Origin of the sequence: Streptomyces typhae, from assembly GCF_009755605.1 — a bacterium.
Taxonomy (GTDB): domain Bacteria; phylum Actinomycetota; class Actinomycetes; order Streptomycetales; family Streptomycetaceae; genus Streptomyces; species Streptomyces typhae.
In genome coordinates this window covers 288,659-307,333 of the sequence record NZ_WPNZ01000001.1, presented here as the reverse complement: position 1 = coordinate 307,333, position 18,675 = coordinate 288,659, and the positions used below count along the sequence as shown (strand labels likewise).

The following is an 18,675-nucleotide window of genomic DNA, read 5'->3' as shown; positions in this document are numbered from 1 at the left end:
CCCGACAGGGGCACTGAATACCAGGAGTACGTCACCGGCAATGCAGAGTTCGGTGTACCGCACGATGGCCCAGCCCCCATCTGCAATATCGTCGCGGGCGACCGGCGAGTAAGGGTGGAGTACAGCCAACACCTGAACTCCACCACCATCAAGAACGCCGACAAGGCGAAGGACCAAGTAGCCCGCGAAGCCGCGGAGCCGGGAAGCATCCCCCTACGCCTCGGAAACGCACACGGCTACGCATGGAAGCACGCGGCGGTGCTGCTCCTCGACTGCCCGAAGGGCAAGTACCCGGGGATCGTCGAGGTGAGCGTCGACGACCGGCGGGACGTGGAGGCGGGAAGCGCGGACGCCGAAGCGTTCGCCGCGCTCGCGGCGGACACCCTCCGCCTCGCAGGCCAGAAGGTCTACCACTGCGAGGGAAGCGCGGCCCTCCCGCCCGGAGCCCCGCGGCTGGGCAAGCCGCGGGGCGAGTAGCACGGAGGCAGCCGTCAGCTGCCGGAGCAGTACTGCTGCTCCTTCCCGATCGACCGGTACATGCAGTCGGAGTTCTCCAGAAGCTGGAGCACGGCGTCCCGGTTCCGGGACGTCTCACGCTCGATGACCTCGTCGGGCGGGTAGAACCCGCCGCCACCGGAGCGCGGATACATCTCGAAGGTGTAGCCGAAGATCTTCTGGTTGCCCCAGAGCCAGTCGTCGATGGTGCCGTCCGTGATGTAGAGGTCACTGGACTGCTCGGGCGTGTACCCGTTGCTCGCGGCCATCTTGCGCCCCACGGTGGCGAAGGCGTTGTGGTCGTCCTGGGTGAGGCCGGGTGCCGTGTCGTTGTACGTGTAACCGTACGGCCACAGGATCAGCTCGCTGTACGTGTGGAAGTCGATGCCGGTCTTGATCTGCTGCTTGCCGCCGACGACCCGGCTGCGTACGAAGTCGGCGACGACCTTGACCTCGGGGCCCGACTCGGGGGCGCGGCCGCGGTAGGTCTCGGAGCCCGGGGTGCCCGAGGAGCCGTTGCAGCAGCCCCACTTGAAGTTCCAGTTGCGGTTGAGATCGGTGCCGGTGGCGCCGCCCGAGTTGGGCTGCCGGTTCAGGCGCCAGCTGCGGTAGGAGCCGGTCGCGATGTCGTACTCGCCGCCGTCGGGGTTGATGTCGGGCACGATCCAGATCTCGCGCTCGTTGAGCATCTTGGTGACGCGCGCGTCGCTGCCGTAGCCGGCGCCGAACTCCCGCAGGAGGTACAGCGCCATCTCCACGGTCAGGTGCTCACGGGCGTGCTGATGGTGGGTGAAGAGGACCTCGGGCTCGTTCTCGTCCGTGCCCACGTTGTCGCTGATCTTGATGGCGACGATGTCCCGGCCCTGGTAGGACTTGCCGATCACGCGCTTGCTCATGATGTTCGGGTACTGCTGGAGCCGCTGGTCGATCTCCGCGTTCATCTCCGCGTAGTTGTGGTAGCGGGAGTCGGCGGGCGGGAAGTCCCGCACCTGGACGCGCTTGCCGTCGGTCCTCGCGGGCGGCGCGGGCAGGACCTTGAGCCGGTAGCCGAGCGCGCGCAGCTTCTTGGCCTGGGCGGCGTCCGCCGTGACGACGACCCCGTGGTCCTGGGCCTCGTCGATGGACACGCCGGTGGCGGCGACCGCCGTGCGCGCGGCGGGGGTCGAGGGGCCCGGTATGGAGTACTGACGGACGTGTTCGTCCGCCGCCGTGGCCGCCGCGGCTTTCTTGGCGGAGGGCGAGGACGAGTCGGAGGCGTTGGCGCTCAGGGGCGCCGCCACCGCGAGGGCGAGCACGGCGGCGATGGCCGCTGATCTCTTTCCGCGGATGCGAAGTCGCATGAATGCTCCTGTGAGGGTGGGGGGTGGTTCAGTGCGACGCGTACGAGGTGCGGGGCGTGCGGCGTGCGGGCCGCCGCCGGTCGGGCGGGGCCGTGCTGGCCCATGGTTGCGGCATGGCATGCTCCGGTCAATGGTTCTATTGAGCCGTCTGAGCCTCCCCGGCGGACCACTTCTCGTACGGCGGCAAGCCGCTCCACGGACGGCGGCGGACCACTTCTCGTACGGCGGCGGGCCGCTCCGCTCACGGTGGCGGGCCGCTCCGCTCACGGCGGCGGACAGCTCCGCGGACGGCGGCAGGACCTCTTGTGCACCAGGAGTCTTTGCGCTTTCTTGATCGCATGGCCGAAACCAAGGGTGGACCCACCGCATCCGGGGACGTCACGTCCGCTCCCCGCAAGTCCAGTTGGAAGTACATCGGTCCCGGCATCGTCGTCGCCGCGACCGGCGTCGGCGCGGGCGACCTCGTCGCCACACTGATCGCAGGGAGCAACTTCGGCTACACCCTGCTGTGGGCCGCCGTGATCGGCTGCGTCGTGAAGATCTCCCTCGCGGAGGCCGCAGGACGCTGGCACCTGTCCACGGGGCGCACCCTCTTCGACGGCTGGGCGAGCCTCGGCCGCTGGACGACGTGGTTCTTCGTCGTGTACGTCGTGGTGTGGGGCTTCGTGTACGGCGCCGCCGCGATGTCGTCATCGGGGCTCCCGCTCCAGGCCCTGTTCCCCGACGTCATGGACCTCAAGTGGTGGGCCATCCTCACGGGTGTGGTCGGCCTCGTCTTCGTCTGGTTCAACAAGTACGACGTGTTCGAGAAGGTCATGACGGTGCTCGTCGGCGTCATGTTCGTGGTGACGGTCTACCTGGCGATCCGCGTGACCCCGAACCTCGGCGACGCCTTCGCGGGCCTGCTCCCCGTGGTCCCGGACGAGAAGGACTCGATCCTCAACACCCTCGGCCTGATCGGCGGCGTCGGCGGCACCATCACGCTGGCGGCGTACGGCTACTGGGTCAATGCCAAGGGCTGGACGAACACCGGCTGGATGAAGGTGATGCGGCTCGACAACCGCGTCGCCTACATCACCACCGGTGTCTTCGTCATCGCGATGCTCTTCGTCGGCGCCGAGATGCTGCACTCCACGAACGTGGCGATCGCGAGCGGTGACAAGGGCCTGGTCCAGCTCTCCGACATCCTGGAGAAGGAGTACGGGAACGCCACCGCCAAGCTGTTCCTGGTCGGCTTCTTCGCCACCTCCTTCACGTCGCTGATCGGCGTGTGGCACGGCGTGAGCCTGATGTTCGCGGACTTCGTCGAGCGCTACCGCAAGACGCGGGCGGGCGCCGACAGCAAGGCGCTGACCGGCGAGGAGGTGGCGTCCGGAGCCCGCGAGAAGTCGGTCCCGTTCCGCGCGTACCTGCTGTGGCTCACGTTCCCCCCGATGATCCTGCTGTTCGAGGGCCAGCCGTTCCGCCTGATCATCATCTACGGGGTCCTGGGCGCGGCCTTCATGCCGTTCCTCGCGCTGACCCTGATCTGGCTGCTCAACTCCGCGCGTACGCCTTCCGAGTGGCGCAACGGCTGGCTCAGCAACGGCATGCTGGCGGTCGCCGGCCTGCTCTTCCTGATCCTGACCGTGAAGCAGATCACGGACCAGGACTGGGGGAGCTTCTTCTAGGCGGGGCGCATGCACCCGGCGGTCGGCCGGGGCATACGGCAGCGCCGCCGGGGGAGCGGCGGCGCTGCGGTGCGGGGCGCTTGCGTGCAGCGCGGGGAGGAGGTCCGCGCGGGGCGGACCTGTGTACGGGCTACGGGAGGCCGTGGACGTGCGGCCCGACGGCGTTGGACCAGGCGTTGCCGTTGGCGGCGTCCCAGTTGGTGGACCAGGTCATGGCGCCGCGGATGCCCGGGTAGGTCTTCGAGGGCTTGAAGGAACCGCAGTTGGTGCCCTTGGCGAGGCAGTTCAGGGCGTTGTTGACGACGGTGGGGGAGACGTAGCCGGAGCCTGCGCCGCGGGTGGAGGCGGGTGTCCCGATCCCGACCTGGGAGGGCGCGAGCCCGCCTTCGAGCTGGATGCAGGCGAGGGCGGTCAGGAAGTCCACGGACCCCTGGGAGTAGACCTTGCCGTCGCAGCCGAGCATCGAACCGCTGTTGTAATACTGCATGTTGACGACCGTGAGGATGTCCTTCACGTTCAGCGCCGTCTTGAAGTACTCGTTCCTGGTGGACTGCATGTCGATGGTCTGCGGCGCCATGGTCAGCACGAAGCCGGGCCCGGCCTTCTGCCCGAGTGACTTCAGGGCCTGCGTCATATAGGTGGAGTTGAGCCCGTTCTCCAGGTCGATGTCGACGCCGTCGAAGCCGTACTCCTGCATGAGCTTGTACACGGAGTTGGCGAAGTTCGTGGCGGCGGCCGAACTGTTCACGGCCACGGCGCCGCGCTCACCGCCCACCGAGATGATCACAGACTTGCCGGCGGCCTTCTTGGCCTTGATGTCGGCCTTGAACTGGTCGACGGTGTACCCGCCGAGCCCGGCCGAGTCCAGCTTGAAGGTCACCTGCCCCGGCGTACCGGTGGCGTCGGCGAAGGCCACGGCGATGATGTCGTACTGGTTCTGCACCTGGCTGAGCTTCTGCACGGTGGCGCCGTTGTTGAAGTTCTGCCAGTAGCCGGTGACGGCGTGCTTGGGGACGGCGCGGGCCCCGGCGGCCCCGGCCGATGAGCCCACGGCCTCGGCACCAGCGGCCTTGGCCCCCGTGGCGTCGGCCGCGTCCGCGGTACCGGTACCCCCGGTCACGAGCCCGGCGAACGCGAGCCCGAGCGCGGCGAGCCCACCGACGAGTGCACTTCTCTTCCTGCGTGTCCCGCGAGCCCTGCGTGCGAGGTCCATCTTCTGCCTCCGTGTGGGGGGAGTGGGGGGGGTGGGGGAGGAGTGTGTCGAAAACGGTGGCCACCGCTGGTCGTACAAGCTGGTCCAGACCATTGGGGTTGTCAAGGGTTCGTGCGTCGGGAGGGGCGGGATGGGGGTGTCGGTGGATCGCGCAGAGTGAGGGCGCGCCGATCTCTGCTGGCTGGTTCCCTGACGCCCGCCGCGCCACTCCGTGCGGCTGATGAGTCGCGCCAGCAAAGCACGTGTGTATTAAACACAGCTCCACCGAGAGATCGAGAATGGCGCGTTCAGGCCCGCGTCGGCCCACCTGCTTACGTTGAGTTACGAATGACGCTTCGATCGCGGGAGTATTGGAGCACCAAGTTCCGTCCTCTGTGGCCTTATTGGGCCCTTGAGAGCGGCTAAAAACGTGCCGTGGACCACCTTGACGTGAGGAACTCGCTCCGCGTTTACTCGCTCAGCCTGTAAATGTGAAGCATTGGTGACTCTGCGACGCCGGCGGCGAACTCCTCATTCGCCGGGCCAAAGGTGACGGCGACACGGTCCTCTACCTCGGGCCCACGAAGTCCGCCTGACGACCAAGGGCACGAAGAAGACCCTCACCGGTACCCGTTACTACACCGCCAACGGCCAGACCATCGCGGTCCGCACCGGCACGAGCGGCGCGACGGACACAGAGCTCAGCTTCCTGGCGGCCGACCACCACGGCACGTCGAGTGTCGCCCTGGACGCGACGACGTACGCGGTGACGAAGCGTTACACGACGCCCTTCGGGTCGCCGCGCGGGGAGAAGACCCCCGTCTTGCCCGACGACAAGGGCTTCCTGGGCAAGCCGGTGGACAAGGGGACCGGCCTCACGCATGTGAGCGCCCGCGAGTACGACCCGTCCGTCGCCCAGTTCATCAGCATCGACCCGATTCTGAGCCTCGACCAGCACCAGTCCCTCAACGGGTACGCCTACGCCAACAACAGTCCGGTCACATACAGCGACCCCACGGGCTTGGAGTTCTGCGCTGACGACTACTGCAAGGCCCCGAAGGGTGAGCAACGTCGTCATGGGGCTCGTTGCCAATGCTCCATATCTGGCCGAGTACGTCGGCTGGCTGTTCGACGGCGACTGCCTGAACGGGGGCCCGGGGTCCGAAGGCTGTGACTACGGGGAGAAATTTGACAAGTGGGCCGCGGAAAATGGATATGAGGTTTCCGGGGACGCCTATCAGGTGCCGAGCCTGCTTGCCGCCGTCTTCGCCCACCGCCCCGGAGGTAAGGTTCCCACCAGGAAGCCGGCAGGTGTAGGTGCTGGGGTCAGTGGCAACTACCGGGGAACCTTTTTCAAGGCGCATCCTCACCTCAAGGGGAAGGTCTGGGTTCATCATGCTGTGGAGCAGCAGGTCTTGACGAAGTATCCAGGGCTCTTCAGTAAGAGTGAGATCAATTCGATTGAAAATCTTCGCGGAATACCGAAGTCGACGAATGCCGACCTGCACCTGGGGCGGATTCGGGTGCTCTGGAACGGATTCTATAGAACTCACTCCAGCCCGACTCGCCAGCAAGTCCTGGACTACGCCACCTTCATTGATGACTTCGTAGGTAACGAATTCACTCCGCGAATTCGGTGAAGAGTCGTTCCTGGATGATGCTGTGGACTGGTTGTTCCGGCCGCTGCGAGGGTACTGCGCATGTGTGGGTAGCCTGCGGTAAGGTCTCGTAGGCTACCCGCGCGGCGCCCTGCTCCCACTACTGCTCGAGCTGGCCCGGTCGTGGCACCATTTCGATTGGAGAGTCTCATGTGGATAGATCTGATCTCCGCTTCCTCCGGCCAGGTGGAGTTTAACCCTCCAGCCTCCGTTGAAGCGATTAGTGCTGCGGAAAGGGCGCTCGGGGGCACCCTTCCGGAGGAGCTGAGGTCGCTTCTACTTGAAGCTAATGGTGTCTCCGATGAATATGGGTGTGAATTCATTTGGGCGGCCGAAGAGATCGTGAAGCGGAATCGGGAAATGCGGGAGAATCTCGATTTTCGAAACCTGTACATGCCGTTCGATCCACTGCTCTTTATCGGGGACAGTGGAGGTGGTGATCTCTTTGCATTCGTGGCCGTGCCCAAGCGCCCAGACGTGTTCGTTTGGCAACATGAGAGCGATAGTCGGCGTTGGATCGCCAATGACTTGCGTGACTACATCGCCCGTTACCTGGCCGCAGGTGGGGAGGACTGGTACGCATCATGATTCAGACGGTCGGCCTCACCGGACACCGGAAGGCCAGTCTGTGCCCGTGAGGCCCAGGGCTGGGCCGATCACGCCGATGTGCGGCTCTTGAGCGGAGCTCTGTGGCTGAGGAGCCGGGTCAAGGGGCCACTCAGGAACGGCCTGGCAGCCCCTCGTGCACCCTCCGGAGTAGGGGCCCGCGTCGACAACCCGTAGGTGAACAGTGGGAAGTTGGGTGTTAGCCGGGGCCCTGCGTGGATATGGTGCACAGGCAGAGACGCACGTGAGCCTGAGCGTGCGGACAGGGTGCATGTGACCGCCGTCGGCGTGGGGGCGGGAGCGTGCGGACCGGGACCGGGGGTGTGCGGATGCCGACCGCGATAGCCGTCACCAGCCCCGATCTCGTGCTGCCCTCGCCCGACCGCCACACCCCCACCGCCGCCGTGCTCCAGGGCGCCACGGGCCCCGGTGGCGGCCCGGGGGCCAAGGGGACGAAGGGGCTCAAGGGGGCCACCGGCGCGGCGGGTGCCATGGGTGGCGTGGGTGCCGGAGGTGGCGTGGGTTCCCCGGGCGCCAGGGGAGTCTTGGGCGCAGCGGGAGGCAAGGGCGGTGCCAGGGGGTTCTCCCTGGAGCAGGCCCTCACCGAGGCGCACACCCTCATCGAGAACCACGGATACGTGATCGTGCTGTGCCCCGCCTCCACCCCGCCCACCGTCCTGCACCGCCTCCACACCATCCGCTCGGTCCTGGAGAGCGACCGCATCGCCATCGTGCGTAGCGAACTGCCGCCGCTCGGGCTCTCCGTCCTCGCCCTCCAGCTGCGGCAGTTGTCGATCTGCGACTTCAGCCCGGGTGTCCTCGCGTGCGCCGCGCGGCTGCTCAGCCACTACATCTACGCGGGCGCCCTCCTCGGCTCCGTCGCCCGGCTCGACCGCGTGCCCGTCACCCTCCAGTCGCACGCCAAGTCCTGGATGCCGGGCAGCCAGTTCGCCGTCCTCGCCACGCCACGCCCCGAGCTGGTCAAGGCGGGCGGCAAGACGGGCGGCAAGGCAGGCGGCGACGACGCGCTGCTCGCCGGGCCCGGGTTCAGCACCAAGATGCTGTACGCGACCGGGCAGCTCGCCTCCGACTGGGTCGTCGACACGCTCGCGCCCGCGTGGAACGTGCAGGGCTGCGCCGACGTGCCGCTGCCCGCCGAGTCCGCCCGCTGGTGGGCCACCGGCAAGCTCGTCGAGTTCGCCGCCGCCATCCCGGACATCTCCGTGCTCTACCAACTGGTGTCGTCCGTGCGGAGGGAGGACTGCCGCTGGTGCGGTCTCGAACTCATCGGCGATCGCTGCGCCTTCTGCGCCGCGCCGCTCCTCCCGCCGCCCGAACGGGCCCCGGCCGGGCGCGCGCCCGCCGCGGATCCCGGCGGCGGGGCGGCGGCCACCGGAGTACGCGCCCTGCCCAGAGGCGCCACCTAGGGCCGCCGGGGCCACCGGCCCGGCCCGGCCGCGCCGTCACCGCCGTCGCCACCGCGGCCGGCAAGGCCCACAACCTGCGAGCCCACAACCTGCGAACCGCCGATCCGCGCACCACACCACTCACTGTCCGTAGCCACATGCACTCGCTGCACGAACGAGGTAGGTAGTCCGGCCCATGAACGCACGCCAGCGCCGCGGAGTCATCCTCCTTGTCCTGTCGGTCCTGTGCGCGCTCGGCGCCTTCGCCGGGGTCCTCTCGGTGATCCGCGACGTGAACTCCAAGGTCGGTCCCGAGGTCGAGGCGTACGAGCTGAGCACGGACATCGCGCCCTACAAGGAACTGGAGCCCGGACAGTTCAAGAAGGTCGAGATGCCCGAGCGCTGGCTGTCCGACAACGCCGTGACCGACCTGCGGGAGATCCGCGGGAAGATCGCCGTCACCCAGTTGCGGAAGGGCTCGCTGCTCCAGACCGACATGATCGTGAAACGGCCCCAGCTGGCGCCGGGGCAGCAGGAGATCGCGATCATGATCGACGCGGCGACCGGTGTCGCCGGAAAGATCACGCCGGGATCGACGGTCAACATCTACGCCACCTTCAAGGCCGAGGACGAGAAGGGCTCCGACCAGTCGAAGGTCATCGTCGAGGGCGCGAAGGTCATCGACGTGGGCAGGCTGACGGCGCTCGACGCCGACTCCGACGACCGGTCGCGGCGCCGCAACGCCGAGGCGGTGCCGATCACCTTCGCGCTCGGCACCAAGGACGCCCAACGCGTCGCGTACGCCGAGTCGTTCGCCTCGCACGTACGGCTCGCCCTGGTCGGGCAGGGAGGTGACGCGGATGTGCCGCGCGGGGACCGCACGTACACCCTGGACGAGGACAAGTAAGAGGACAAGCAAGAGGACAAGTAAGGGGAGCCGCCCTATGAGCCGCCGTATGCACGGCCCCAGCCTCACGCACGTCTCCATGTACGGCCGCATGGATGGTCCTCCCCTGTACGCGTCCACGTACGGCTCCGTGGATGTCTGCGCGTGCTGCTCCGTGGATGTCCGCGCGTACGGCTCCACGGACATCTGCACGTATGTGACCGCGCACCGCACCCGGCCGGTCCGGGCCCGGGGAGGCCGGACGTGATCACCCGCATCCTGCCCGCCGTCGGCGACCCGGACGCGGCCCGCGCCCTGACCGGGCTCGCCGCGCAGCTCCCGGACGCCGAACCCGCCGCGCCCGTCCCGGACTCCACGGCCCTCCTGGACACCCTGGCCCGGCTCGCAGCGGAGTCCCTCGACGAACTGCCCGAGGTCGTCCTCGTGCACGAACGCATCGCGCCCGTGCCCGCGCTCGACCTGATCCGCGACCTGGTCCTGCGGTTCCCCGCGGTCGGCGTCGTCCTCGTCACCGCCGACACCAGCCCGGCGCTCCTCACCGCGGCCATGGACAGCGGCGCCCGCGGCATCGTCACCTTCCCGCTCGGCTACGACGCCCTCGCCGAGCGGGTGCAGGCGGCCTCCGCGTGGTCGGCGGGAATGCGGCGCCATCTGGGCTCCACCGCCGTCGAGCTGTACGGGGGCGGGCCCGGCGGCGCGGCCGGTGGCTCCGGGCAGGTCGTCGCCGTCACCGGCGCGAAGGGCGGCGTGGGCACCACGCTGGCCGCCGTCCAGCTCGCCCTGGCCGCACAGGCCTCCGGCCGCAGCACCGTCCTGCTCGACCTCGACCTCCAGTCCGGCGACGTCGCCTCGTACCTGGACGTGCAGTTCCGCCGCTCCGTCGCCGACCTCGCCGCCATCAGCGACATCTCGCCGCGCGTCGTACAGGACGCCGTGTACGCCCACGAGTCCGGCGTCGGCCTGCTGCTCGCGCCCGCCGACGGCGAACGCGGCGAGGAGATCACCGACCGGGTCGCCCGGCAGACCGTGAACGCGCTGCGCGGACGGTACGACGTCGTGGTCGTCGACTGCGGTACGTACGTCACGTCCGCCACCGCCACCGCCATCGAGATGGCCGACCAGGCCGTGCTCCTGCTCACCCCCGACGTCGTCGCCGTACGCGCCGCCAAACGCATGGTGCGGCTCTGGGACCGGCTGCAGATCCGCAAGGCCGAGGAGACGGTGACGGTCCTCAACCGGGGGGCGCGGGGATCGGAGATCCAGCCCTCCCTGGTCGCCCGCATCACCGGCACCCGGGCCGCCCGCACCTCGGTCCCCGACGTCCCCAAGGAGCTCCAGGCCGTCGTCGACGCGGGACGCCTCCAGGACCTCGACAGCAAGTCCGTCGTCAAGCAGGCGCTGTGGGGGCTCGCCGGGGAGATCGGCCTCGTGGAGGCCCCGTCCGTGCCCGGAGGCGGGGCCACCGGGCACGGACGGAAGGGCGGACGCGGCACGCGGCGCCTCGGCAAGTCCGACCGGGGCGCGGTCACCCTGGAGTTCGCCGGGATGTTCCCGCTGGTGCTGACCGTCATCGGGCTGCTCTGGCAGTGCGCGTTGTACGGGTACACGTACTCGTTGGCGGGGAACGCGGCGGACGAGGCGGCGCGGGCCGCGACGGCCGCGGCGGCGGTCCAGGGGGACGACGCGGGTGCCTGCGCCGCCGCGGGCAAGGAACATCTGCCGGGGGCCTGGCAGGGGGCCGCGATCTCCTGTGTCACGGAGGGCGATGTCATGAAAGCCACGGTCAAGGTGGACGTGCCGCTGTTCTTCCCCGGGATCGAGACGGGCTGGTCCGTGCGGGCCGAGGCCGGTGCGGCGGACGAGACGCAGGACTCGCCGTGAGGCGCGGCCGGAGCCGTGTCGCTCCTGCTGCGGGCCGGCGTGCCACAGGGCGGCACGGGTGGGCACAGCGCACGGTGCCGGATGCGGCGGGCCCGGAACGGGCAGCCCTCCGCGTCCGCGGGAGAACCCACCGGGGCCGGCGAACTCCAGCATGGAGACGCCGCTACGACGACACCGGCGTCTCCATGCTGGAGTTCGCCGGCTACCTCCCCATCCTCCTCCTCATCGGCCTCGCCGCCATCCAGCTGGGCCTCGTCGGCTACGCCGCGAACCAGGCCGGGTCCGGCGCCCGCGCGGCGGCCCGCGTCGGCTCGCAGGGAGAGGGCGGCGGAGCGGCCGCCGGGGAGGCCGCCGGGCACGCCGCCATGGACTCCGGGCTCGAAGCGGACGTGGACGTCGGCGGCGGCGGCGAGACGACGACCGCGACCGTCACCGTCCAGGTCCCCACCCTGCTCCCCTTCGTCGACACCAAGTGGACCGTGGAGAAGTCCGCGACGATGCCGAACGACGACGCCGGTTCGCCCGGTGCCCCCGGAACAGGTTCCGGCCCCGGATCAGATCCCGGCCCCGGATCAGATCCCGGCCCCGGAACAGGCCCCGGCCCCGGAACAGGAGGCTGACCCATGAGTCTGCGAGCCCGCATCGCGTCCCCCGCCGACGCCGCCACCCCCAACCGCGACGACAGCCTCGTGGCCACGTACCGTGCGAAGCTGCTCGAAGAGATCGACCTCGCCGAGATGTCCTCGCTCGCGGCACCCGACCGCCGTCTGCGCCTGGAGCGCGTGCTCAACCACATCATCAGCCGCGAGGGCCCGGTCCTCTCCTCCGCCGAGCGCGCCCACCTGGTCCGCCGGGTCGTCGACGAGGCCCTCGGACTCGGCGTGCTCGAACCGCTGCTCGCGGACGCCTCCATCACCGAGATCATGGTCAACGGACCGGACTCGATCTTCGTGGAGCGGGCCGGGCGGGTGGAACAGCTCCCCCTCCGCTTCGCCTCCGAGGACCAGCTGATGCAGACGATCGAACGCATCGTCTCCACCGTGAACCGCCGCGTCGACGAGTCCAACCCCATGGTCGACGCCCGCCTGCCCACCGGCGAACGCGTCAACGTCATCATCCCGCCGCTCGCCCTCACCGGCGCGACCCTCACCATCCGCCGCTTCCCGCGCGCGTACACGCTCCCCGAACTCATCGGCCTCGGCTCGCTCGACGAGCACATGCTGATGCTGCTCGCCGCCTTCGTACGGGCCCGCTTCAACATCATCGTCAGCGGAGGCACCGGCTCCGGGAAGACGACCCTCCTGAACGCCCTCTCAGGCCTCCTCCCCGCCCACGAACGCATCATCACCATCGAGGACTCGGCGGAACTCCAGCTCCAGCAGGACCACGTGATCCGCCTTGAGTCCCGCCCCCCGAACGTCGAGGGCAAGGGCCAGATAACGATCCGCGACCTGGTACGCAACTCGCTGCGCATGCGCCCCGACCGCATCATCGTCGGCGAGGTCCGCGGCGGTGAGACCCTCGACATGCTCCAGGCCATGTCCACGGGCCACGACGGCTCCCTCGCGACCGTCCACGCGAACACGGCCGAGGACGCCCTCACCCGCCTCCAGACCCTCGGCTCCATGTCCGAGGTCCAGGTCCCCTTCGAGGCCCTGCGCGACCAGATCAACTCGGCGGTCGACGTGGTCGTCCAACTGGCCCGGCACGCCGACGGTTCCCGCAAGGTCGCCGAGATCGTCCTCCTGGTCAGCCACGGCCGCCAGCAGTTCCGCATCGCACCCGTCACCCGTTTCGTACCGCGCCCTGCGGGCCCGGACCGCGTCGTGCACGGCTACTTCGAGCACCTGCCGCTGCCACGGCCCGTCGCCGAGCGGCTGTATGTGGCGGGGGAGCCGGTGCCGCCTGCGTACGGGGTGGCGGAGGCGATCGACGTACTGAACACCAGGGAAGCGATCGGCTGATGGCCACGAGCGCGAGGAAGCCGACGGCCACGAATACGAGGAAGCCGACGGCCACGAACACGAGGAAAGCGACCGGCTGATGAACAACCCCACGCTGCTTGCCCTCGGCGCCACGCTCCTCACCGGCACGCTGGCCGTCGCCGGACTCCAGACGTACGCGTCCGGGCGCGCGCAACGCCAGGCCCTGGAGGACCGGCTCGCGGCCGAGGGCGGTGCCCGCCCCGTACTGGAGGGCGGCCGGACGCGCCGCTTCACGGCGGTGGACCGGCGTCTGCGCCGCACCCGCCTGGGCCGCGAACTCCAACTGCGCCTCTCGGCGACGGGTCTCGACCTCACCCCCGGCGAGTTCTTCACGTACGTCATGGCGGTCGTCGCGGCGCTCTGGCTGATAGCGGCGGCCTCCCTGGCCCCCTTCTTCGGCCCCATCGCCGGAATCGTGGCCGTCTGGAGCGCGGTCATCTTCCTCAACTGGCAACGCCAGAAGCGCATCGAGGCGTTCATCAACCAGCTGCCCGACGTGGCCCGCATCCTCGCCAACGCGACGGCGGCGGGCCTGGCGCTGCGCACGTCCCTGGCGATGGCGGCGGAGGAGCTGGAGGCCCCCGCGGGCGAGGAACTCTCGCACGTGGCGCACCAGCTGACCCTCGGCCGCTCCATCGACGACACCCTCGAAGAACTGGCCCAACGCCTCCCGTCCCGCGAACTGATAGTCCTTGTGACCACCCTGGTCCTGTCCAACAAGGCAGGCGGATCCGTCGTCAACTCCCTCCGCAACCTCACCCAGACCCTGGAGGACCGCAAGGAAACGCGGCGCGAGGTCCGCACGATGCTCTCGGAGGTCCACGCGACGGCCTTCACCGTCCCGCTCCTGGGCCTCGGCTCCCTCCTCCTGATCAACTCCTCGAACGAGGGCGCCCTGGAACGCGTGACGGGCTCCCCCCTCGGCCAGACCCTGATCCTGATCTCGCTCGGCCTCTACGCCGTGGGTTTCTTCGTGATCAGGCGCCTCGGGAAGATCGAGGTGTGAGCGCACCATGACCGCACTCCTGCTCGCCGCCCTGATGGGCATCGCCGTGGCCGGCGCGGCCCAGGGCATCCGCATGTACCGCGCCGAGGCGAAACTCCCTGCCGACCTCGCGGTGGCCCTGGAGGTCGGCGCGTCCCGGGTCTCGGTGGCGGGTGGTGCCGTGGACCGGCTGGGCATGCGTTTCGCGCCACTCGTGCTGCGCCTGATGGGGCCCAAACGGGTCACGGCCAAGCGCCGCCGCATCGACATGGCGGGCAACCCCGGCGGCCTCACGATAGACCGCTACGCGGCCCGCAGAGCGGTGTACGGGGCCTTCGGCCTCCTCCTCGGCCTGATCTTCCTCACCAACGGCCAACCGCTGTTCGCGGCCATGACCTTCGTCTTCGGGGCGGTGGCGGCGGATGCCCTGATCTGGCAGGCGATCCGCGAACGCCGCGAGGTCATCGACCGCACGCTCCCCGACTTCCTCGACGTCCTGGCCGTCGTCGTCTCCGCGGGCCTCGGCTTCCGCCAGGCCCTCGACCGCGTCGCGGAGAAGTACGAGGGGCCCTGGGCGGATGAACTCCGCATCACGCTCCGCCAGATGGACATGGGCGTGAGCCGCCGCCAGGCCTTCGACGAACTGCGCAAACGCAACTCCTCGGAACAGGTCGCCCAATTCGTCTCCGCCCTCCAACAGGGCGAGGAACTCGGCTCCCCGATCGCCGAGACCCTGATCCAACTCGCGACCGACATGCGCCGTACGGACGCCCAGAATTCCCGGCGCCGCGCCGCGAAGACGATCCCCAAAGCGACGATGGTGACACTTGTCTTCATGCTCCCGGCCACAATGATCCTCATCGCGGCGGGCATGTTCCTCGGGTCCGGTTCCGACTTCGGTTCGATTCTGGGGCGGTGACGATCACGATATGTCTTCGCTGAAGCAACCCCCGCAGAGGCCTTTACGCCTCCTGCCACGACGGCGCACCGCACGGTGCCCATCACGCCAACCCGCCCCCGGCCCCACAAGCTGGTTGTGGGAAAGCCCTCTTGGGGCAGTTGTTGTGACGTACGGTGCGCGCGTGCGCGTGCTCGGTGAGGTCGCCGAGGTCGGCCGGGCCGGTGAGGTCGACCGGCCCGGCGAGGTCGGCGCAAGCGGTCAAGTTGTCGGTTCCGGTTCCGGTTCCGGGTGGGAGAGAAAGGTCGTCCGTCATGCTGAAGGATCGCGTGCTGGGAGCGTGGGTGAAGTGCACGGTGGGGCTGCAAGCCCGGATCCGGGGCATGGAGAAGGATCGCGGTGCGGGGTTCGTCGAGTATGCGGGTTTGATGATCCTTATTGCCGGGATCTACACGTTGATCGACGGGCTGGCTCTGGACAACAAGATCTCCAAGGCCATCGGCGACGCGGTGGGCAACGTCATCGGGACCTGACCCGTACTCCACGAGGGGACATCGGATCGACGTTGCCCCTCTACATCTGGCTCACAGCCATTCTGCTCTTCGTGGCGCTTGCGTTCTTCGCCTTCGCGCAAGCGGCTTCGGCTCGCAACGGCGCACAGTCGGCTGCGGACGCGGCCGCGCTGGCCGCGGCGATGGAAGCCAGGGACGAGCTTGTCGAAGGGCTCGGCGGCGCTATTGAGGCAGGCGAGGGAGACGAATGGCTGGACTGGCTTACGGGCGAGATGCCGTCCGGCGAGGGCGGTGGAGCTACGGATGCGCTGGCGGCCGAGAACGACTCGCACGTGACCGGTTCCCAGCAGACAGAGGTCGGGGGGTATCCGGGCTTCTGGGTGGAAGTGACCACCAATTACACGGTAGGTGACTCGATCATCCCGGGAACGGAAAGTCAGCACGCGAGGGCCGAAGCGACAGCCGTCATCAAGCCGCGTTGCGACGTGGCCGAGTCTGCAGATCCCGAAAAGGCGGTGGAGTTCGTCTGTGGCAGCGATGATGAGCCCATCGAAATCGACCCGGACGAGTTCGGCCTGGAGGACCTTCCAGACGCGTCGACACTCTTCTCCGTGCACCTGGCCGACTGACGAGCGAGCAGAGAGATAAGGAAGCCGTAGCGATGACACTTCGGCGCACCATGAGGATCCGCCGGGCAACGACCGCGGTGGCGATCACGACTGGCCTGGTTCTCGCGGTGGCCGGCTGCGGTGGTGGCGACAGCGACGACGGGAAGTCGGACGAGAGCAGGTCCTCGGCGCCGCCCTCCGACGGCGGCGGGGACGAACGGAAGGACAACGGGCCGGAGCAGCCTGCTGAGGAGCAAGCCCTCGCCGAGGCCAAGGGCGACGGTGTCACCTTGGTCATCAGCTCCGCGAAGCGGGATGAAGGGGGCTTCGTCACCGTCTCAGGTCAGGTGACCAACTCCGGCGGAGGTCTGTGGACGGGCGGCGAGTGGCGCGGCGACGAACGAGAGTTGCAGAAGAACGGCGGGTCCATCGCAGGCGCGAGCCTTGTCGACAGCAAGGGCAGGAAGAAGTATCTCGTCCTGCGGGACACCAGTGGCCGCTGCTTGTGCACCAAGTTCGAAGGCGGTGTTGAATCCGGCCAGACAGTCGACTGGTTCGCTCAGTTTCCCGCGCCACCGGAGGAGACGAAAGAGGTCTCCTTCCAGGTGGGCGCCATGCCACCCACCAGCATCGAGATTTCCGAGGGCGAGTGACCATGAACCGCTCCCGCTCGCTGAGGACCGCGACCGTCACAGCCACCACCCTCACCGCCCTCCTCCTCCTGACCCCCACCACCCACGCCTGGGCCGACGACGAAGACCCCAGCGCGCCCCCCGGCAGCACCACCACGTCCCCGCCCCCCGAGGTCGACTCCAACAGCCCCGGTCTCAAGCTGGCCGACGGTGCCACCCTCGCGCCCGCCAAGGTGCTCGACATCAAGTCCGTCGTGGAGGACATGGGCGGCGCGGAACGCCGCGAGGACACCAACACGGACGTGAAGTTCGCCCTGCAGGCGGAGGTCCTCTTCCCCAAGGACAGCCCCAAGCTGAACCCGGAGGCGGCAGCCCGCATCAAGGCGATCGCCGAGGAGGCGAAGGCCCAGAGGGCGACCGACGTCCGCGTCTTCGGCTTCACGGACAACCTGGGCTCGTACGCCCACGGCAAGAAGCTGTCCAAGGACCGCGCAGAGGCTGTCCACGACGAACTGGCCTCACACCTGGGCCCGGAGGTCACGTACGCCGTACGCGGCTACAGCGAGGACTATCCGATCGCGGACAACGGGTCGGAGGAGGGTCGCAAGAAGAACCGGCGGGTGGAGGTGTCGTTCCCGCGGGGTGGGGGGCCGGCTGTGGGAGTGGGGGACGGGGGAGGGGGAGTAGAGGAGTCGTCGCCCTGAGACGGCTTCCGGCCGACGCGCGTGCCGTCGCGGCTCTTCAGGCCTGGGCGGACGGCACCGACACTCACCTGGACGCCGTCGGCCTGGACCTGTCCCTGGCGGATCTCTCCGGCGCGTACTTCGGCATGGGTCTCCTGTGCCAGACCGACCTGCGACGGACGAAGCTCGCCGGCGCGGACCTGTACCGGGCCCACCTGGAGGGCGGGCGCACTCCTGGACGCGGCGGACCTCACGCGCGCGTGCCTGGTCAGGACGGAACTGAACGAGGCGTCGATGCAGGGCACTCTGTTGCGAGGATCGAATCTCGACAGCGCGAGCCTGTGCGGAGTGGACGCACGCGGCGCCGACCTCGGCGGAGCCTGCCTCGACGGGGCCGCCCTTGTAGGCATACGTCTGCAGGGCGCCGACCTGACCGACGCGTCCGTGCGGGAGATATCCTTCGAGGGGCTCTTGTTCGCGTACTCGGTACGGCGGTACGGGAGCTGCGGAGAGGGAGGCCGCTGCCGGGTGAACTTCCGCGAGCCCCGGTTCCGATCGCACAGTTCTGGCCAATGAGGGGTTCCGCTTCGGACGCGGTGTGCAGGGAATGGGCACGGGGACCGTGCGGCTGTTTCATCAGCGCGTTGTTGCCTGGTTCCAGCGGTGTCTGTTGTCAACCATGGCGAATGCTCGCAGCCGGGACAACGTCATGGCCAGGCGCGCGTACCTCACCTTTCCCGTCACACAGTTGGCGAGATCAGGCGAGCCTGCGACTACTGCGTTGCGCCTGCAACGCGCTGTGAGAGAGTATGTTCGAAGCGCTACGTGGGGTGTGACCGAGCGGGGGTGGCCAGTGAAGTTCGACATGGGTGAGACCACACTTGCCGTGCTGGGGAAAGACACGGCGGGGTCCAGTGATGACTTGGGAACGCTGATTCATCAGCTGGTGCAGGCGGCGGAGCCGTTGGAGGGCAAGTTCAACGGCGCGGGCAAATCAACCTTTGACTCGTTCAAGCTGCGGGCCGACGAGATCACGGCAGCGCTGAACGGTGCGTTGACCTCGATACTGGGTGGCCAGGCCGGCATGGACGAGGCATTCGCGAGCGGCACGCAGGAGCAGTCGGACAACGCACACCGGAACATGGGCGCCGCCAACTTCCAGGCCGCGCGCTTCTCCGGCTGACGGACGGAGCCGGCGGCCTCGCGGTCACCGGCGG

Annotated in this window: 21 protein-coding genes and 1 pseudogene; 20 read left to right on the top strand and 2 right to left on the bottom strand. The window is 68.7% G+C overall.

The window, feature by feature from the left end; all coding sequences use genetic code 11:
* Positions 1–114 precede the first annotated feature (114 nt).
* The gene (locus GPA10_RS01330) at positions 115–477 is read left to right on the top strand and encodes a hypothetical protein (RefSeq protein ID WP_157163859.1); all 363 of its coding nucleotides are present in this window, start codon (positions 115–117) and stop codon (positions 475–477) included.
* A gap of 14 nt (positions 478–491) precedes the next feature.
* Here the strand turns inward: GPA10_RS01330 and GPA10_RS01325 are convergent, their stop codons facing one another.
* Positions 492–1,835: a M14 family metallopeptidase gene (locus GPA10_RS01325; protein ID WP_157163858.1), complete on the bottom strand. Its 1,344-nt coding sequence runs from the start codon at positions 1,833–1,835 to the stop codon at positions 492–494.
* A gap of 338 nt (positions 1,836–2,173) precedes the next feature.
* Between GPA10_RS01325 and GPA10_RS01320 the strand changes: the two genes are divergently transcribed.
* Positions 2,174–3,505 carry an Nramp family divalent metal transporter gene (locus tag GPA10_RS01320; protein WP_157163857.1) on the top strand — a complete coding sequence of 444 codons (1,332 nt, stop codon included), beginning with the start codon at positions 2,174–2,176 and terminating at the stop codon, positions 3,503–3,505.
* Positions 3,506–3,635: 130 nt separating this feature from the next.
* On the opposite strand, the gene GPA10_RS01315 is transcribed toward GPA10_RS01320, so the two are convergent.
* Positions 3,636–4,718, bottom strand: coding sequence for a glycosyl hydrolase family 18 protein (locus GPA10_RS01315; protein WP_157163856.1), 1,083 nt, complete (start codon positions 4,716–4,718; stop codon positions 3,636–3,638).
* A gap of 745 nt (positions 4,719–5,463) precedes the next feature.
* Here GPA10_RS01315 and GPA10_RS42130 point away from each other — a divergent pair.
* From GPA10_RS42130 to GPA10_RS01235, 18 genes and pseudogenes are all read left to right on the top strand, one after another.
* Positions 5,464–5,871, top strand: coding sequence for an RHS repeat domain-containing protein (locus tag GPA10_RS42130; RefSeq protein WP_343040168.1), 408 nt, complete (start codon positions 5,464–5,466; stop codon positions 5,869–5,871).
* Positions 5,759–6,337 (top strand): hypothetical protein, encoded by a 579-nt coding sequence (locus GPA10_RS41565; RefSeq protein ID WP_198351479.1) that lies wholly within the window; start codon positions 5,759–5,761, stop codon positions 6,335–6,337. Before GPA10_RS42130 ends, GPA10_RS41565 begins: the two co-directional genes overlap by 113 nt.
* Before the next feature lie 168 nt (positions 6,338–6,505).
* Positions 6,506–6,943, top strand: a complete 438-nt coding sequence (locus GPA10_RS01305) for an SMI1/KNR4 family protein (protein WP_157163855.1) — start codon at positions 6,506–6,508, stop codon at positions 6,941–6,943.
* A 347-nt stretch (positions 6,944–7,290) separates the two neighbouring features.
* On the top strand, positions 7,291–8,388 hold the full coding sequence (locus GPA10_RS01300) for a hypothetical protein (protein ID WP_246258604.1): 1,098 nt from the start codon (positions 7,291–7,293) through the stop codon (positions 8,386–8,388).
* A 175-nt stretch (positions 8,389–8,563) separates the two neighbouring features.
* Positions 8,564–9,274, top strand: coding sequence for a Flp pilus assembly protein CpaB (gene cpaB / locus GPA10_RS01295; protein WP_157163854.1), 711 nt, complete (start codon positions 8,564–8,566; stop codon positions 9,272–9,274).
* Positions 9,275–9,311: 37 nt separating this feature from the next.
* On the top strand, positions 9,312–9,521 hold the full coding sequence (locus tag GPA10_RS41560; protein ID WP_198351478.1) for a hypothetical protein: 210 nt from the start codon (positions 9,312–9,314) through the stop codon (positions 9,519–9,521).
* Entirely contained in the window at positions 9,518–11,155 is a 1,638-nt protein-coding gene (locus GPA10_RS01290) for a CpaE/TadZ family protein (RefSeq protein ID WP_343040167.1), read from the top strand. The genes GPA10_RS41560 and GPA10_RS01290 overlap by 4 nt, the downstream gene beginning before the upstream one ends.
* A 185-nt stretch (positions 11,156–11,340) precedes the next feature.
* On the top strand, positions 11,341–11,775 hold the full coding sequence (locus tag GPA10_RS43285) for a TadE/TadG family type IV pilus assembly protein (RefSeq protein ID WP_198351477.1): 435 nt from the start codon (positions 11,341–11,343) through the stop codon (positions 11,773–11,775).
* Between the two features lie 3 nt (positions 11,776–11,778).
* A complete protein-coding gene (locus GPA10_RS01280; RefSeq protein WP_157163853.1) occupies positions 11,779–13,119 on the top strand; it encodes a TadA family conjugal transfer-associated ATPase in 1,341 nt (446 codons plus the stop codon).
* A gap of 79 nt (positions 13,120–13,198) precedes the next feature.
* Positions 13,199–14,146: a type II secretion system F family protein gene (locus GPA10_RS01275; protein ID WP_157163852.1), complete on the top strand. Its 948-nt coding sequence runs from the start codon at positions 13,199–13,201 to the stop codon at positions 14,144–14,146.
* Between the two features lie 7 nt (positions 14,147–14,153).
* Positions 14,154–15,044 (top strand): DUF5936 domain-containing protein, encoded by an 891-nt coding sequence (locus GPA10_RS01270; protein WP_058852713.1) that lies wholly within the window; start codon positions 14,154–14,156, stop codon positions 15,042–15,044.
* A gap of 293 nt (positions 15,045–15,337) precedes the next feature.
* The gene (locus GPA10_RS01265; RefSeq protein ID WP_157163851.1) at positions 15,338–15,556 is read left to right on the top strand and encodes a hypothetical protein; all 219 of its coding nucleotides are present in this window, start codon (positions 15,338–15,340) and stop codon (positions 15,554–15,556) included.
* 32 nt (positions 15,557–15,588) lie between these two features.
* On the top strand, positions 15,589–16,164 hold the full coding sequence (locus GPA10_RS01260) for a pilus assembly protein TadG-related protein (protein WP_157163850.1): 576 nt from the start codon (positions 15,589–15,591) through the stop codon (positions 16,162–16,164).
* A gap of 32 nt (positions 16,165–16,196) precedes the next feature.
* Positions 16,197–16,796, top strand: a complete 600-nt coding sequence (locus GPA10_RS01255; RefSeq protein ID WP_157163849.1) for a hypothetical protein — start codon at positions 16,197–16,199, stop codon at positions 16,794–16,796.
* 2 nt (positions 16,797–16,798) lie between these two features.
* Positions 16,799–17,479 (top strand): OmpA family protein, encoded by a 681-nt coding sequence (locus GPA10_RS01250; RefSeq protein ID WP_157163848.1) that lies wholly within the window; start codon positions 16,799–16,801, stop codon positions 17,477–17,479.
* Positions 17,476–17,670 (top strand): annotated as a pseudogene (locus tag GPA10_RS43930) (pentapeptide repeat-containing protein); the annotation flags it as partial. The gene GPA10_RS01250 and the pseudogene GPA10_RS43930, both read left to right, overlap by 4 nt.
* An 82-nt stretch (positions 17,671–17,752) precedes the next feature.
* Complete coding sequence (locus GPA10_RS43925; RefSeq protein ID WP_198351476.1) at positions 17,753–18,034, top strand: pentapeptide repeat-containing protein; 282 nt, start codon at positions 17,753–17,755, stop codon at positions 18,032–18,034.
* A 277-nt stretch (positions 18,035–18,311) separates the two neighbouring features.
* Positions 18,312–18,641 (top strand): hypothetical protein, encoded by a 330-nt coding sequence (locus GPA10_RS01235; protein WP_058852771.1) that lies wholly within the window; start codon positions 18,312–18,314, stop codon positions 18,639–18,641.
* The last annotated feature ends 34 nt before the right edge of the window (positions 18,642–18,675 follow it).

Coding starts and splice junctions, on each gene's coding strand:
- GPA10_RS01325 (WP_157163858.1), bottom strand. CDS start 1,835: ATGCGACTTCGCATCCGCGGAAAGAGATCAGCGGCCATCGCCGCCGTG.
- GPA10_RS01320 (WP_157163857.1), top strand. CDS start 2,174: ATGGCCGAAACCAAGGGTGGACCCACCGCATCCGGGGACGTCACGTCC.
- GPA10_RS01315 (WP_157163856.1), bottom strand. CDS start 4,718: ATGGACCTCGCACGCAGGGCTCGCGGGACACGCAGGAAGAGAAGTGCA.
- GPA10_RS01305 (WP_157163855.1), top strand. CDS start 6,506: ATGTGGATAGATCTGATCTCCGCTTCCTCCGGCCAGGTGGAGTTTAAC.
- GPA10_RS01300 (WP_246258604.1), top strand. CDS start 7,291: ATGCCGACCGCGATAGCCGTCACCAGCCCCGATCTCGTGCTGCCCTCG.
- cpaB (WP_157163854.1), top strand. CDS start 8,564: ATGAACGCACGCCAGCGCCGCGGAGTCATCCTCCTTGTCCTGTCGGTC.
- GPA10_RS41560 (WP_198351478.1), top strand. CDS start 9,312: ATGAGCCGCCGTATGCACGGCCCCAGCCTCACGCACGTCTCCATGTAC.
- GPA10_RS43285 (WP_198351477.1), top strand. CDS start 11,341: ATGCTGGAGTTCGCCGGCTACCTCCCCATCCTCCTCCTCATCGGCCTC.
- GPA10_RS01280 (WP_157163853.1), top strand. CDS start 11,779: ATGAGTCTGCGAGCCCGCATCGCGTCCCCCGCCGACGCCGCCACCCCC.
- GPA10_RS01275 (WP_157163852.1), top strand. CDS start 13,199: ATGAACAACCCCACGCTGCTTGCCCTCGGCGCCACGCTCCTCACCGGC.
- GPA10_RS01270 (WP_058852713.1), top strand. CDS start 14,154: ATGACCGCACTCCTGCTCGCCGCCCTGATGGGCATCGCCGTGGCCGGC.
- GPA10_RS01265 (WP_157163851.1), top strand. CDS start 15,338: ATGCTGAAGGATCGCGTGCTGGGAGCGTGGGTGAAGTGCACGGTGGGG.
- GPA10_RS01255 (WP_157163849.1), top strand. CDS start 16,197: ATGACACTTCGGCGCACCATGAGGATCCGCCGGGCAACGACCGCGGTG.
- GPA10_RS01250 (WP_157163848.1), top strand. CDS start 16,799: ATGAACCGCTCCCGCTCGCTGAGGACCGCGACCGTCACAGCCACCACC.
- GPA10_RS43925 (WP_198351476.1), top strand. CDS start 17,753: ATGCAGGGCACTCTGTTGCGAGGATCGAATCTCGACAGCGCGAGCCTG.